This is a genomic window from Acidisoma sp. C75 (genome assembly GCF_054665095.1).
In genome coordinates this window covers 139,121-153,044 of sequence record NZ_BAAFHD010000009.1, presented here as the reverse complement: position 1 = coordinate 153,044, position 13,924 = coordinate 139,121, and the positions used below count along the sequence as shown (strand labels likewise).

The window sequence follows — 13,924 nt, the reverse complement described above, 5'->3', positions numbered from 1 at the left end:
CCTCGGCTTTTGCCATGCGTGTGACCGCGCAAAGCTGCGCAGAAACCCCAAAGGGGCTGGCGCCGACAGATCAGAGTGCGGCCAGCCTCTCCCTCAGCCGACCCGCGGCAAAATCCAGAAAGACGCGCATCTTCGAGGGCAGCGCACCGCGCCCCGCATGCATCAAGTGAACCGGACGCGGTTCGACCTCGAAGTCTGCCAGGACGATTCGGAGGGAACCGTCACGTAAGGCGTCGGCGCATTGATAGTGGAGCACGCGGGTAGCGCCGACGTCATGGACCGCGGCCCAGACCGCCGCCTCCGCAGTGGAGACGGAGAGACGCGGCCGGATGGGCAGGTCGATATGGCGCTTCGTATCTTTCTGCCTGAACGGCCAGGTTGAGGACAGCGACAGGAAATCGAAATGGACGCTGGGCAGGCTGGCCAGGTCTTCGGGCGCCCTCGGTACGCCATGGGCGGCCAGCAGCTGCGGGCTGGCGCATACCACGGTCCGCATCGAACCGATGCGGGTGGCCACCATGCTGCTGTCCGGCAGCTCGCCGATCCGCACCGCCATATCGACGTGATCGTCCAACAGATGGAGGTTGCGGTCGGCCAGCACCAGCCGGACGTTGATCTCGGGGTAAGCAGCCAGGAACTCGGCGATGACCGGAAGGATGTGGAGGCGGCCGAATAAGACCGGCGCGGTGACGACCAATTCGCCACGCGCTGCGTGAAATTCGCCAGCCGCGACACGCTCTGTCTCGTCGAGCTCATCGAGGATGCGTCGGGCCGAAACCACATAGGCGGTGCCGGCATCGGTCATCGTGACCTTGCGAGTCGTGCGGGTCAAAAGCCTGGTCCCCAGATGGGCCTCAAGCTCAGCTACCTTCCGGCTCACGGTCGCCAGGGGCACGCCCAGCTCCCGGCTCGCGGCCGAGAAGCTCCCCGAATCCACCACCCGCAACAGGATCGTCATGGCTTCGAGCCGGTCCACAATTATTCCAAATTTCGAGAGCTTATTTTCCAAACATACCGGATTATCTTCCTGCATGGAACTAGCTACCTCTGCAGCAGCACGAACCGCCCCGGTTTCGGGCTCGCAAAGGATAAAGCCATGTCCCGCCTGACCATCCCCGCCGGCGACGATGTCCCTGAAGCTTCGAAGCCGATCCTCGATGCCGTGCATAAGCAGCTCGGCGTTGTCCCCAACATGTTCAGGCTGATCGCTGCCAGCCCGGCCGCGCTGCAGGGTTTCACCGGCAACAGCGGCTCGCTGGCGAGGACGCTCGACGTCAAGACGCGCGAGCGGATCGCACTGGCCGTGGCACAGGTGAACGGCTGCGATTACTGCCTGTCGGCGCACAGCTATCTCGGCCTCAACCTGGCGAAGATCACCCCGGAGGAGATCGCCCTCAATCGCAAGGGCGAGTCCGGCGACCCGAAGGCGGCCGCGGCCGTGCGCTTCGCGGCCAAGGTGGTGCGCGAGCGCGGCCAGGTCAGTGATGGCGACATCAAGGCCGTCCGCGACGCCGGCTTCTCCGACGGCCAGATCGTCGAGATCATCGCCGTCGCGGCAGAAAACGTCTTCACCAACCTGCTCAACGTCGTCGCGCAGACCGACATCGACTTCCCGGTTGTGCACGCGACCGAGGCCGTCTGAAGCAGGGCGCGGACCGGCAGGCTGTGTCATCTGCCAGTCCGCGCCCTCTCATGCGAAGGAGCCCGATCATGTCCTATGGATTCCTCGATATCGCAGCGACGGCGAGCGTCCGCGCCGCACAAGCGGCAATGGGCAGCGACCACCTTTGGCAAGACTTCCAAGGCCATCGCCAGTTCGACAGGTTCACGCCCGGTGAAGCGGCCTTTATCGCCCAGCGCGACAGCTTCTACATGGCGACCGTCTCGGAGACCGGCTGGCCCTATATCCAGCATCGCGGCGGGCCGCCCGGCTTCCTGAAGGTGGTGGACGACAAGACGCTGGCCTTCGCCGACTACCGCGGCAACCGGCAGTATATCAGCCTCGGCAATCTTGGCGCCAACGCCCGCGCAGCGCTGATCCTGATGGACTACGCCAACAGAGCCAGGCTGAAACTCCTGGCGCATGTCGAGGTCGTGCCGCTCGACGCTGATCCGGAGCTTGCGGCGCTCGTTTCCGCGCCCGGCTATAAGGCCAAGCCCGAACGCATCCTGCGGCTGCACCTCGATGCCTTCGATTGGAACTGCCCGCAGCACATCACCCCACGGTTCACCGAGGCGGAAGTCGCCGAGGCTGTCCAGCCGCTGCATGATCGCCTGGGCGCACTCGAAGCCGAAAACGCCGAATTGCGCGCCAAGCTCGCCGCCAGGGAAGGTGCAAAATGACGCAAGCCTAAGGCCCGCCGCTGCCGCCGTTCAGAAGGCTTGAACCGCGCCGGCTCTCAAGAGGCTCCTATTTCCCAGTGGGATGGAGCGATGGTGAGCAAGACCGCGCATCCCGCCCGCTCGGCGAAGCTCCGCTCAACCGTGCATATTCCGAACAAGTCGAACGAACCGGCTTACATCTTCAACAAATTCCGCTGGCCGCTCCAGCGCTGCGAAGTGGCCGCCCCCTTCGTATTCGGTGAACTGCACCAGATTGTATGTCCGCTCCACCAGCGCTGCGGGCGGCAAAGGCTTGAGGTCCCACGGGAAACTCGCATAGCCGGTTTGCACCTCTATCCGGGTGCCGCGTGGCAGCGAGCGCATGACCTCCTGCGCCGCTGCCCGATAGATCCAGGCCGAGGTCGTGAAGCTATTAGGCAGGACGTAGAACATGACGTTCGTGATCAGCTCGTCCAGACTGAACACCACATCCGGTTCTCCGCCCCCGAGGTCCGACCATGCGTGGAATTTGTCGATAATCCAGGCTGCCTGGCCAACCGGATTGCCCTCCAAACCCAGGCCAAGGGTCTGTGGCCTCGTCCGGTGTGTCTCTGAATAGGCGCGTCCGTCGCGCACGAAAGGGGCGCACCGCGCCTCGAAAGCGTGGTCCTCCTCCGTTACCACGTCGCCTTCAGCACGGCTGCCGAGATAATTGAGGTGGAGTGCCTCGCAGCCGCCCCCGCGAGCGACCGAATGATCCAAACCCGCCATGGCGGAGACCATGGAGCCCCAGTCGCCGCCCTGGGCGATGTAGCGCCTATAGCCGAGCCCCTCGCGCAGCAGTTTGTCCCATATCCCGGCAATCCGCCGCGGGCCGATCGGCGCTGGTGGGCGGCCGGAGAAGCCAAAGCCCGGCAAAGATGGAACCACCACGTCCACGCCGTCTGCCGCCTTGCCGCCAAAACGCTCCGGGTGCGCCAGCCTATCAATGACGCCCAGGAACTCGACAATCGAGCCCGGCCAGCCGTGGGTCAACACCAGGGCCCTGTCGGCTGGACCCGACCCACGCTCGTGCAGCAGGTGAATGCGCTGTCCATCGATCTCGGCCATGAATTGGGGAAAGCGGTTCACGGTCGCTTCCTGCGCACGCCAGTCGAAATCCGTGACCCAGTGGCGGCAGAGCCGCTGGAGGAACGCAATCGAGGTTCCCGCGGCCCAAGCGTTCCCATCCTCGACAAGCTCCGGGAGGATGCCCCAGTCGAACCGCCTCACTGAATCCAGGATCGTGTTCAGGCGGCTTTGCGGAACCGCGACGCGATAGCTCACCATCTCGACCATCGGACGCCTTCCCTCGGGTGAAGAAGCCATCAGACAAGCCGCGAACGCCCCCTAACTCAAGGCTGAATTGCAATCACCTGCCTCACGCCGACGGCGGGAGCCCCAACACGACGGCACTGCCTTATATCATTTACCCGGCACGGATAGCGGGTGCGAATGCGTTATCCTCTCTTCGCCTTTCCGCAACCGGCTATCCAAGAGCGGACACACGGCCCTGGGTAGCGGCGCCCGCCGCCCGCGCGCGCCGCTCCCTCAGCCTCACTCCCGCCGCTGCTTCAGCCGCCGATCACGGCATCGGCCGGGCGGAGCGGCAGGCCGAGTGCGGCAGCGACCGCCGGATGCGTCACCGCGCCGTCATGGATGTTGAGGCCCTGGCGAAGATAGGCATCCTCGGCCAGCGCCCGCCGCCAGCCCTTCTCGGCGAGCGCCAGCAGATAGGGCAGCGTCGCGTTGTTGAGTGCGAAGGTCGATGTCCGCGCAACGCCGCCGGGCATATTGGCAACGCAATAGTGGATCACGCCATCCACTACATAGGTCGGGTCCGAATGCGTCGTCGCGCGGGAGGTTTCCGTGCAGCCGCCCTGGTCGATCGCGACATCGACGATGACCGAGCCGGGGCGCATCCGGCCCAGCATGTCCCGCGTCACGAGCTTGGGCGCGGCGGCGCCCGGGATGAGCACGGTGCCGATGACGAGATCGGCGCCCGAGACCAGGCCGGCGATGGTCTCGCGCGTCGGGAAGGCGGTCTTGATGCGGGTGCCGAATTGCGCGGTCAAGCGGCGCAGCACCTCGGCCGACCTGTCCACCACCGTGACATCGGCGCCGAGGCCGACCGCCATAAGCGCGGCATTGCTGCCCGAGACGCCGCCGCCGAGGATGACGACATGGGCCGGCGCCACGCCCGGCACGCCGCCGAGCAGGATGCCGGGCCCACCTTGCGCGTTTTCGAGATGGTGCGCGCCCACCTGGACGGACATCCGCCCCGCGACTTCCGACATCGGGGTGAGCAGCGGCAGCGCGCCGGATGGGCTCGTCACCGTTTCATAGGCGATGCAGGTCGCGCCGGATGCGAGCAGATCCTCCGCCTGCGCGGGATCGGGGGCGAGGTGGAGATAGGTGAAGAGCAGCTGGCCTGGGCGGATCTTGCGCCGCTCGGCGGCGAGCGGCTCCTTCACCTTCACGATGGTCTCGGCTTCCGCCCAGATGCTATCGGCCTCGGCCGCGATCTCGGCGCCCGCCGCCTCGTAAGCCGCATCGGTGATGCCGATATTGGCCCCTGCCCCGGCTTGCACCAGCACGCGATGCCCGCGGCTGGTCAACTCCCGCACGCTCGCGGGCACCAGGCCCACGCGGTCTTCCCGGTCTTTGATTTCCTTCGGAACGCCGATGAACATCCCACTTCCCCCGATTGCTGATGGCTAGGTTAGTGGAGCGAAAGCTTAGGAAAGCCGGCGGCGAATTTTTCTCCTATTTCAGGCAAGCCTGCGGCTATTTTTCGCATATTCCGCGGGCAGGGGGCGGCTTCTTCGCATAAGATGCCAGCCATGAAGCTGGACGCGACCGATCGTACGATTCTCAACCTTCTCCAGGCCGATGCGCGGCTGACCAATGCGGAACTGGCGGAGCGGGTGAACCTCTCGCCCTCCGCTTGCCTGCGCCGGCTGCATCTGCTGATGCAGAGCGAGCTGGTGGAGGCAGCCCACCTCATCCTGCATCAGAAGGAAGCGGGCTTTCCCGGCACGGCTTACGTGTTCATCACGCTGGAAGGGCAGGAGCGCCGGCAGCTCGACGCCTTCGAGGCGCGGGTGACGCGCATCCCCGAGGTGCAGGAGTGCTACCTGCTCGCGGGCGAAGCGGATTATCTGCTCCGCCTCGTCTTTCGGGATTCGGCGGATCTGGAGCGGCTGCATTCGGAAGTGCTCACCCGCCTGCCCGGCATCCGCCGCATCCATTCGACGATGACGCTCCGCACCGTCAAGCGCACCTCCAACCTGCCTTTGTGAGCCCGGCCGGCTCAGGCGCCGCCGGCTCAGGCGCCGCCGGCTCAGGCGCGGCCGGCTCAGGCGCGGCCGGCTCAGGCGCGGCCGGCTTAGGCGCGGCAGCTCACGAAGCGCAGCAATTCCTCCTCGTTCGGCGGCTTTTCCAGCACCTTGACCACGCCGAGCGCGGCCGCGCGCGCGCGCAGCTGCGCGGTCGGCGCGGCCGTGACCAGCAGAATCGGAAAATCCTGCGCCCGCGCCCGCAGACGCTCCACGAGTTCGAGCCCCGTCATCTGCGGCATGTGATGGTCGAGGATCATGCAGCGGATATCCGGCCCGTCGGCTTCCAGATAGGAGAGGGCGGAGGTGAAGGGCATCACCGCGAAGCCGGCCAACTGGAGCATGAACTGGTAGGATTCCAGCACCGCTGCATCATCGTCCACAACGGCGATCGCACCGCGCGCGGTCTCAGCCATCTGCGTGCCGGCTCCTGCCCTGCCTTTTCTCCCGCGCGATTGCGGATGCCGAGCATCAGGCCGGCGGCCCTCTTGCGTCATTGATCTAAGTCAGCCAGCCGCGGACGGGGGCAGTTCCGGCGAGGCGTCGCCCGCCGGCTGGATCGGCAAGGTGAAGGCAAAGGCGGTGCCCGGGCCGCCATCCTCCACCAGGCTCAGCTGGCCGCCGTGATTTTCGATGATGGTGCGGCAGATGGAGAGGCCGACGCCGAGACCCTCTGTCTTCGAGGTCACGAAAGGCTGGAACAGCCTTGCGCGCACCGTCTCCGGCAGGCCAGGGCCGGTATCCTGCACGCGCACCATCACCGCGGGCCCGACGACCGCGCTGGTGCTGATCGTCAAGACCCGCTCGGCGCTGTCGCTCATCGCTTCCACCGCATTGCGCATGAGGTTGAGCAGCACCTGCTGGATCTGCACGCGGTCGGCATAGACCATGCTGGCCTCGGGCGCGATCTCGAGCGCGAGGGTGACGCGGCGATGATTGCCGGCGAGCACGAGCGCGCTCGTCTCGATGATGAGCGGCTCGAGCGCCGCGATATCACGCGGCCGCTCATCCTTCTTCACCAGCGCCCGCAGGCTCTGGATGATGCCGCGCGCGCGGGCGGCCTGCTCCGCCACCTTGTCGATCGCCTGGGCGAGCAGAGGTGATGACCGATCATCCAACAGCCGCCGCATGCCTTGCAGGTAGTTGGAGACGGCGGTGAGCGGCTGGTTTACCTCATGGGCGAGGGCAGATGCCATCTGGCCAAGCTCGCTGAGGCGCGCGACGTGCATCAGTTCGGACTGCAACTCGGCGAGCCGACGATCCCGGTCCTCACGCTCCGTCAGGTCACGGACGAAGCCGGTGAAGCGCCGTACGCCGCCCACCCGCGCTTCGCCGATCTGCAGGTCCATCGGGAAGGTGCTGCCATCCCGCCGCCGCCCGGCCACCACCCGGCCGATGCCGATGATCCGCCGCTCCCCGGTTTCGCGATAGCGGCTCATATAGCTGTCATGCGCGGCCTGGTAGGGCTCAGGCATCAGCACGGAGACGTTGCGCCCCACCACCTCGGCCGCCGTGTAGCCGAACATCCGCTCGGCCGAATGGCTGAAGAACTGCACGAGGCCCGCTTCGTCGATCACCACCATGCCGTCCGGATTGCTGTCGAGGATGGAGCGGAACAGCCCGTCATGCTGCGCCAGCACGATCGAGAAATACTGCGCCTCGCTGAGATCGCGGATGATGTCGGAGATGCCGATCACCCGGCCCTTGTCGTCATGGATCGGCGAGAGCGAGAGCGAGACCGGGATCAGCCGCCCATCATGGGCCAGCCGCTCGGTCTGGAAATGCGCCAGCCGCTCGCCCCGGCCCACACGCGCGCGGATTGTTGCCTCCTCATCCTCCCGCGCGTCGGGGATGATGCGGCGGATCGACTGGCCGAGCATCTCGGCCGCGGCATAGCCGAACAGACGCTCGGCCGCCGGATTCCAGAAGGTGACGATACCGTCGAGATCCTTGCCGACGATCGCATCGCTGGAAGAAGAGGCGATGGCCGCGAGGAAGAGCGGCGCGTCCAGAGAGGCGGCTGGCATACGGGGTCTTCCTCTCGCTCTCAGGCGGCCGGCGCGGCCGCGTCGGCGGCCAGCACCAGCCGCACCAGCCCGGCGAGGTTGTCCGCCTCCAGCTTCTGAAAGACGCGGGCGCGATGGACATCGATGGTCCGCGGGCTGGTGCCGAGGATGCGGGCCATTTCCTTGTTCGACAGCCCCTGGGCGAGCAGATCGAGCACCTCGCGTTCGCGCGGGGTGAGCAGGGCGATGCGCTTGCGGGCCGCCGCCACCTCGGCGCCGGCGCGGCGCGCGGCGCGATCACGCTCCAGCGCGCGGCGCACGGCGCGCAGCAGATCTCCCTCGGCGAAGGGCTTTTCGAGGAAATCGACCGCCCCTTCCTTCATCGCGCGCACCGCCGCCGGCACATCGCCGAAACCGGTCATCACGATGAGCGGCAGGCACACATCCTGTCGGCGGAGCTGCGCCTGCAACTCGAGCCCATCGAGCCCGGGCATGCGGACATCGGTGAGCACGCATCCGGCGATGGCGGCGGGTGCCGTCAGGAAATCATCGGCGCCCGCATAGCAGGCAACGGAGAGGCCCTCGGCCTCTAGGAGGAAGCGAATAGAATGGCGGACCGCCTCATCATCATCGATGACATGCACGGTTTCAATCGGGTCCATCGTCTCACCCCCTGGGTGGCCCGAAGCATCGGCGGGGCGGAGGAAGGCCACGCGCCGCCAACCGACCCGGCTCGGCATAGCATAGGTAGTTCCGCGTACGCGGCCAAACGAATTTTGGCGGGCGACGCCGGGGCGCAGAGTGCAGAGGCCAGCAGATGATTTCCCTCGGAGACGCTCTACCATGCGCATCGCGCGAGACATGCCCTGCCCGCAAGCGCCCACCCTTTCGCTCGGCCACACCGGCCCCCTCCAGACCGGCACCCTCTGGAGGGAGCCCGCGGCGGAAAAGGGCCTCTCCGCCTGGTTCGGCAGCCTCGTGCCGGCGGGCAACACCGCGCGGATCGAGCGCGGACAGGAGATCGTTGGCCAGGACGATCCGGCGCTGTTCTGCTTCCAGGTGCAGGAGGGCGTGGTGCGCTGCGTGCATCGGCTGGAGGACGGGCGGCGCCAGGTCAGCGAATTCCTGCTACCCGGCGACGTTTTCGGCCTCGATGCCGGCGCAACCCATGCCTTCGCCGCGGAAGCGGTGACGGAGGCGACGATCCGAAAAGTCCGCTTCTCCGCGGTGGAGGCGGAAGCCGAGGCCGATCCCCGCTTCGCCCAGGCGCTCCGCCAACATATGGCGGCCCAGGCCAAGGCCATCCGCGGCCGGCTGGTGCTGCTCGGCCGGCTAACGGCGGCAGAGCGCGTCGCCGCCTTCCTCCTCGAAATGAACGATCGCCTCGGCCAAGGGCCGCTCGGCCAGGTGGATCTGCCGATGTGCCGGAGCGACATGGCGGATTATCTCGGCCTCACGATCGAGACCGTCTCGCGCTGCCTCGCCGAGATGAAGCGGAGCGGCGCCATCGCGGTGAAAGGTGCGCGCATCCTCATCCGCAACCGCCGCGCCCTCGCCCCCGAGGCAATGCTGCATTGAGGGCCAAGGGCCGCCCCGCCGCGTCAATCCGCTGCTAACTCTTGCCGCCGCATCCTGCGCCGATCCGGATCTCGCGGCCGCCAGGCCAGCGAGGGGTTCCACCTCGTGGGAGGGCGCATGGCAGAGCCTTGCGAGATCGCCGCCACTATCCACTCCCCTGCCTCTGCCCCCGCTGCCGCAACGGTAGGTGACCGCTGGAGCCGTTGGCTGTTGCACGGGCGGCACGGGAACGATGCCGCGGCGGCGCGCGCGATGCAGCCGACCCTGCTCCGCTTCGCCGACCGGGTGATTGATGGCGCCGCCCCGGGGCCCGGCGCCCATCTCATTGATATCGGCAGCGGCACCGGGCTCGTCGGCCTACGCGCGTTGGAGCGCCTGGGCAGCGCGAGGCTGTTCGTCACCTTCACGGATCGGTCAGCCGAGGTGCTGGCGGAAGCCCAAGCGGCTGCAGAGGCTGCGGGCTGGGCCGCGCAGTGCCGCTTTCTCCGCAGCGAGGCCGAGGATCTGGCGGGCATCGCCGAAGGCTCCGCCGATTGCGTGACGAGCCGCGCGGCACTCGCCTATGTGGGCGACAAGGCGCGGGCCTTTCGCGCCATCGTCCGGCTGCTGCGCCCCGGCGGGCGGCTTTCCATCGCCGAGCCGCTCCTGCGCGAGAGCGCGCTGCCGGTGGTCGCGCTCCGCCAACTGCTCAGCGCGGGCGGGCGCGGCGCGGCCGATCCGCTGCTGCCGCTGCTGCACCGCTGGCGCGCGGCGCAGTTCCCCGATACCGAAGCGGCGCTGGAAGGCTGCCCGCTGACCAATTTCACCGCCGCCACCTTGGCCGAATTAGCGGCAGCCGCGGGCCTGCGCCGCATCACGCTGGATGACCGACCCCGCGCCCGCCCTGCCGCGCCCCTCACCTGGGAGGCTTTCATCAACACCGCGCCCCACCCCCTGGCGCCGACGCTGGCCGAGATCCTGCGCGATGCCTTCAGTGCTGCGGAAAGCGCCTTCTTGGAGCGCCACCTCCGCCCGGCGGTGGAGGCGGGGGGCTACGGCCTCACCGAACGCGTCGCCTATCTCACGGCGGTCAAGCCTGAAGCCGGAGAGGCGGTCGCGGCCACTCCGGCTTCTCTTTAGGCTTCGCGAAGGGCTGATCGGCCCGGCGGCCCCGGGCTGATGATCTAGAAACCGCCCTCCTGGCGGAGCACCGGCGCGGTGCGTTCGCGCGGACGCGGCTGGTGGGCGGCGCGCTGCTGATTGCAGCGTGCCTGGGCGGCCATGGCCTGGCCCGGCTGGCCGTGCGCGGCACCGGCCGTCCGCTCCCCGCGCCGGCGGGGCGTGGTGATGGTGATCCCGCGGCGGATCCAAAACATCGGGCGCAGGATATCGTGGCCAAGCAGATGGTGCAGCGCCCCGATGCCGGCATGGCCGATCAGATAGGCCCACATCAGATTGCCCATCGCTGCGTGCAGTTCCAGCATATAGAAGCTGGTGATGGTGCCGCGCGTCACGAAATAGGCGGTGCCGGTCACGGCAAGGCCGGTCAACACCAGCAAGCCGAGCCCGTGCACGGCGCTCGCGAAGGCGCCGTCGCTCTCGGCCAGCGGATCGCGCTCCATCAGGCTCTTGAGCTGACCCCAGGCATCGCGCAGCACGGCGGCGATGGCGCGCGGCGAAAACCAAGGGAAGAGGCGGCCGAGCTTGGTCTCGCCATGGCGGATGAGCGTCCACAGCCAGAAGATCATCACGAGGCCGAGACTGCCGATGCCGATATATTCGTGCACGACGAAGAGGGTGGACGGCCCGACGCCAGGAAACGGCCGGCCCATGAACTGGCTGGTCAGCAATTGGTTAACGACGGAGATCAGGATCGCGAGATGCAGAACCCGGGTGAGGTGGGAGCGCCGGGTGTCATGGCTGCCTGCCTGATACACGGCCTGGCGGGAAAGCCGCGCGCGGCTGAGGATCTGTTGTGGCGAAAGAAAGCTCATTCTCTATGCTCCGCTCAGTTGAGGGACGCGTGGCAGGCGTTGCAATCCGCCATCAGATGTTGGAAGTGCGGGCGAAAGCTGGCCGCGGATGCACTCGCGGCGCCCGCGATCTCGGCATCGTGTGCGAATTGGCGGAACCGGTCGGCGAAAGCCTGGCCACCTTGGGCGTGGCTGAGGCGATCGGCCGTCATCTGCGCCTTCGAGACGAACACGCGGATGGCCGCTTCCACCCGCGCCTGATCATAAGGGTGGGAGCCGTTCAGCATGCGGAGGACGACTTCCCGCTCCCGGCTCCATGCACCCATCACGGAGGCGATCCCGGCGAAAGCCACGCCCGGAAGCAGAACCGCCGTTATCACCAGGATTGTTCCCCAACGCCGTCTCATGACCATCCATCCGATCGCTTAACCCATAAGGCCCGCCCCTTATCCGCCACCGCCATTACAGCCGCCTGACAAGCAGCCCGGCTTCTCTTCGCACCTGCGGCATTCACGCCGACGTGCTTTCTTTTAATGTCCATGTAATCTCGGCGCGCGAGAAGGGCGGGCGGGGGAGGCAAGGCGAGCGATCATGAGACTGCTGGCAATCGAGGATGAGGGCGAACTCGGCACGCTTTTGCGCGCTGCGCTGGAGCGTGGCGGCTTCGCCGTCGATCTCGCGCAGAGCCTCCAGGAAGCGCAGGATTTCCTGGCCGTCGTCACCTATGATGCGGTCATCCTCGATCTCAACCTGCCGGATGGCGACGGCATCCTGCTGCTGCGCGACATCCGCCGGCGTGGCCTCCTGATGCCGATCCTCATCCTCACCGCACGCGACGCGCCGGAGGATCGGGTGCTCGGGCTCGATGCCGGATCGGATGACTATCTCATCAAACCCTTCCATATGCCGGAACTCATCGCGCGCGTGCGCGCCTTGCTGCGCCGGCCGAACGCAGCGCTCGGCGTGACCCTGACGCTCGGCAATCTCTCGCTCGAAACCGTCGGCCGGCAGGTGCGGATCAACGGCGCCGAAGTCAGCCTCACGCCGCGGGAGACCTCGATGCTCGAAATCCTGCTGCGCCAGCAAGGCAGCGTCGTTATTCGCGAGGTGATGGAGCAGCGGCTCTACAGCTTCGACAATCAGCTTGGTTCCAACGCGCTCGAAGTGCTGGTCCATCGGCTCCGCCGCCGCCTGGCCGAGGCCGGGGCCAGCATCACCATCCATACCGTCCGCGGCGTGGGCTATATGATGGCCGAGGCGGCGTGAGCGAGGCCAAGCCGCGGCCGCGCAAAACCTGGTCGCTCACCGCCCGGCTCGCCTGGCGGCTTGCCATCGTCACGATTCTCGCCGTGCTGCTGGCCGCCGGCGCCATCGCCTGGCGCAGCTTCGCGACGCTGCGCGATCTCGATGACGCGGCGCTCGCCCAGCAGGTGAGCTTCCTCATCGCCCATCTGCCGCCGCCGCCGCTGCCGGGCGTGCCGGCGCCGCCGCTGCATCTGCCCAGCCGGGTGACGGATCGCTTCACCGCCTCCGATGGCGATACGATCTTCCTGATCTTCGGCCCGCACGGCCGCCTGCTCGCGACCTCCGACCCCGACCGGGCAGATGCCGTGCGCGCCCTTCTGCCGAGCGATGTGCCGCCCGGCTTCCTGCGGCTGCCAGCGATGCCTGGCCACCCGAGCGGCATGATGGGCTATGCCCGCACCGATCAGGGGCGGCTCGTGCTCGTCGTGCAAGGGCGGGATCAGACGGAAGCGGTGATCGATGGGCTCACCACGCATTTCATGGCCGCCGCGGTCTGGCTGCTGCTGCCGATCGGCTTCCTCATGCTCGCCGTCAGCATCGTCACGCTGCGCCGGGGCTTGCGCCCATTGACGCGCGCTTCCGCCGCCGCCGCCGCCATCCGCCCCGGCGCGCCCGGCCAGAGGTTGCCCGATGAGGGCCTGCCGCGCGAGGTAGTGCCCCTCGTCGATGCCGTGAACGAAGCCTTTTCGCGCATGGAACGCACGATCGACGCACAGCGCAGCTTCATGGCCCAGGCGGCGCACGGGCTGCGCACCCCGCTCGCGGTGTTGACGGCGCGGCTCGACAGCCTGCCCGACACGCCCGAGATGCGGGGCCTGCGGCTCGATACCGATCGCATGGCCCGCCTCGTCAGCCAGTTGCTGCGCATGGCGCGGCTGGAAAGCCTGCCGCTCGATCTCACTGCCACGGTCGATCTGCACGGTGTCGCGGCCGAGGCGGTGGCGAGCCTCGCGCCGCTTGCCATCCGCGAAGCGGTGGAGCTTGAACTCACCGGCACCGCCCCGCCCCGCTTCACCGGCAATCGCGCGGCGCTCGTGCTCGCTCTGACCAATCTGATCGAGAATGCCATCGGCTATGCGCCGCGCGGCTCGACGGTGGAGATCCGCCTCCTCGACCCGGCGGAGATCCAGGTGCTCGATCGCGGGCCCGGCATTCCGGAAGATCAGCGGGCGCGGCTGCTGCGCCCGTTCGAGCGCGGGCCGCATGCCCGCGAGGGGGGCGCCGGCCTCGGCCTCGCCATCGCCCAGCAGATCGCCCAGGCGCATGGCGGCAACCTCGCCCTGCTGCCGCGCGAAGGCGGCGGCACCACCGCGCGCATGGTGCTCGGCCGGCCGGTGGCATGGGCGCTCGGTAGCCCGCCCCTTGCGCATTGACGGCTTTCCTA

General features: G+C 67.7%; 15 protein-coding genes. 7 read left to right on the top strand and 8 right to left on the bottom strand.

Annotated elements, in window-relative coordinates; genetic code table 11:
• Window positions 1-70 precede the first annotated feature (70 nt).
• Window positions 71-1,033 (bottom strand): LysR family transcriptional regulator, encoded by a 963-nt coding sequence (locus tag ACYQ7X_RS13440; protein WP_459697549.1) that lies wholly within the window; start codon window positions 1,031-1,033, stop codon window positions 71-73.
• Between the two features lie 63 nt (window positions 1,034-1,096).
• Between ACYQ7X_RS13440 and ACYQ7X_RS13435 the strand changes: the two genes are divergently transcribed.
• Both ACYQ7X_RS13435 and ACYQ7X_RS13430 read left to right on the top strand, forming a co-directional pair.
• The gene (locus ACYQ7X_RS13435; RefSeq protein WP_459697548.1) at window positions 1,097-1,642 is read left to right on the top strand and encodes a carboxymuconolactone decarboxylase family protein; all 546 of its coding nucleotides are present in this window, start codon (window positions 1,097-1,099) and stop codon (window positions 1,640-1,642) included.
• A gap of 68 nt (window positions 1,643-1,710) precedes the next feature.
• Window positions 1,711-2,343 carry a pyridoxamine 5'-phosphate oxidase family protein gene (locus ACYQ7X_RS13430; protein ID WP_459697547.1) on the top strand — a complete coding sequence of 211 codons (633 nt, stop codon included), beginning with the start codon at window positions 1,711-1,713 and terminating at the stop codon, window positions 2,341-2,343.
• A gap of 135 nt (window positions 2,344-2,478) precedes the next feature.
• Here ACYQ7X_RS13430 and ACYQ7X_RS13425 read toward each other — a convergent pair whose 3' ends face one another.
• Both ACYQ7X_RS13425 and ald read right to left on the bottom strand, forming a co-directional pair.
• Complete coding sequence (locus ACYQ7X_RS13425) at window positions 2,479-3,660, bottom strand: epoxide hydrolase family protein (protein WP_459697546.1); 1,182 nt, start codon at window positions 3,658-3,660, stop codon at window positions 2,479-2,481.
• Between the two features lie 275 nt (window positions 3,661-3,935).
• Window positions 3,936-5,054, bottom strand: coding sequence for an alanine dehydrogenase (gene ald / locus ACYQ7X_RS13420; RefSeq protein WP_459697544.1), 1,119 nt, complete (start codon window positions 5,052-5,054; stop codon window positions 3,936-3,938).
• A gap of 150 nt (window positions 5,055-5,204) precedes the next feature.
• On the opposite strand from ald, the gene ACYQ7X_RS13415 reads away from it, so the two are divergent.
• Window positions 5,205-5,663, top strand: a complete 459-nt coding sequence (locus ACYQ7X_RS13415; protein ID WP_459697543.1) for an Lrp/AsnC family transcriptional regulator — start codon at window positions 5,205-5,207, stop codon at window positions 5,661-5,663.
• 86 nt (window positions 5,664-5,749) lie between these two features.
• Here ACYQ7X_RS13415 and ACYQ7X_RS13410 read toward each other — a convergent pair whose 3' ends face one another.
• The 3 genes from ACYQ7X_RS13410 to ACYQ7X_RS13400 form a co-directional block, all read right to left on the bottom strand.
• Window positions 5,750-6,115, bottom strand: a complete 366-nt coding sequence (locus ACYQ7X_RS13410; RefSeq protein ID WP_459697541.1) for a response regulator transcription factor — start codon at window positions 6,113-6,115, stop codon at window positions 5,750-5,752.
• 90 nt (window positions 6,116-6,205) lie between these two features.
• The gene (locus ACYQ7X_RS13405) at window positions 6,206-7,726 is read right to left on the bottom strand and encodes a PAS domain S-box protein (RefSeq protein ID WP_459697540.1); all 1,521 of its coding nucleotides are present in this window, start codon (window positions 7,724-7,726) and stop codon (window positions 6,206-6,208) included.
• A 20-nt stretch (window positions 7,727-7,746) separates the two neighbouring features.
• Entirely contained in the window at window positions 7,747-8,367 is a 621-nt protein-coding gene (locus ACYQ7X_RS13400) for a response regulator transcription factor (protein ID WP_459697539.1), read from the bottom strand.
• A 181-nt stretch (window positions 8,368-8,548) separates the two neighbouring features.
• Between ACYQ7X_RS13400 and ACYQ7X_RS13395 the strand changes: the two genes are divergently transcribed.
• Both ACYQ7X_RS13395 and ACYQ7X_RS13390 read left to right on the top strand, forming a co-directional pair.
• Window positions 8,549-9,283 carry a helix-turn-helix domain-containing protein gene (locus ACYQ7X_RS13395; RefSeq protein ID WP_459697538.1) on the top strand — a complete coding sequence of 245 codons (735 nt, stop codon included), beginning with the start codon at window positions 8,549-8,551 and terminating at the stop codon, window positions 9,281-9,283.
• A 117-nt stretch (window positions 9,284-9,400) separates the two neighbouring features.
• The gene (locus tag ACYQ7X_RS13390) at window positions 9,401-10,402 is read left to right on the top strand and encodes a class I SAM-dependent methyltransferase (protein ID WP_459697537.1); all 1,002 of its coding nucleotides are present in this window, start codon (window positions 9,401-9,403) and stop codon (window positions 10,400-10,402) included.
• A gap of 44 nt (window positions 10,403-10,446) precedes the next feature.
• On the opposite strand, the gene ACYQ7X_RS13385 is transcribed toward ACYQ7X_RS13390, so the two are convergent.
• Both ACYQ7X_RS13385 and ACYQ7X_RS13380 read right to left on the bottom strand, forming a co-directional pair.
• Window positions 10,447-11,256 (bottom strand): cytochrome b/b6 domain-containing protein, encoded by an 810-nt coding sequence (locus tag ACYQ7X_RS13385; RefSeq protein ID WP_459697536.1) that lies wholly within the window; start codon window positions 11,254-11,256, stop codon window positions 10,447-10,449.
• Window positions 11,257-11,270: 14 nt separating this feature from the next.
• The gene (locus tag ACYQ7X_RS13380; RefSeq protein ID WP_459697535.1) at window positions 11,271-11,642 is read right to left on the bottom strand and encodes a hypothetical protein; all 372 of its coding nucleotides are present in this window, start codon (window positions 11,640-11,642) and stop codon (window positions 11,271-11,273) included.
• A gap of 184 nt (window positions 11,643-11,826) precedes the next feature.
• On the opposite strand from ACYQ7X_RS13380, the gene ACYQ7X_RS13375 reads away from it, so the two are divergent.
• Together ACYQ7X_RS13375 and ACYQ7X_RS13370 are read left to right on the top strand one after the other, a co-directional pair.
• Window positions 11,827-12,501, top strand: coding sequence for a response regulator (locus ACYQ7X_RS13375; RefSeq protein WP_459697534.1), 675 nt, complete (start codon window positions 11,827-11,829; stop codon window positions 12,499-12,501).
• Window positions 12,498-13,913, top strand: a complete 1,416-nt coding sequence (locus ACYQ7X_RS13370; protein WP_459697533.1) for a sensor histidine kinase — start codon at window positions 12,498-12,500, stop codon at window positions 13,911-13,913. The genes ACYQ7X_RS13375 and ACYQ7X_RS13370 overlap by 4 nt, the downstream gene beginning before the upstream one ends.
• Window positions 13,914-13,924 lie beyond the last annotated feature (11 nt).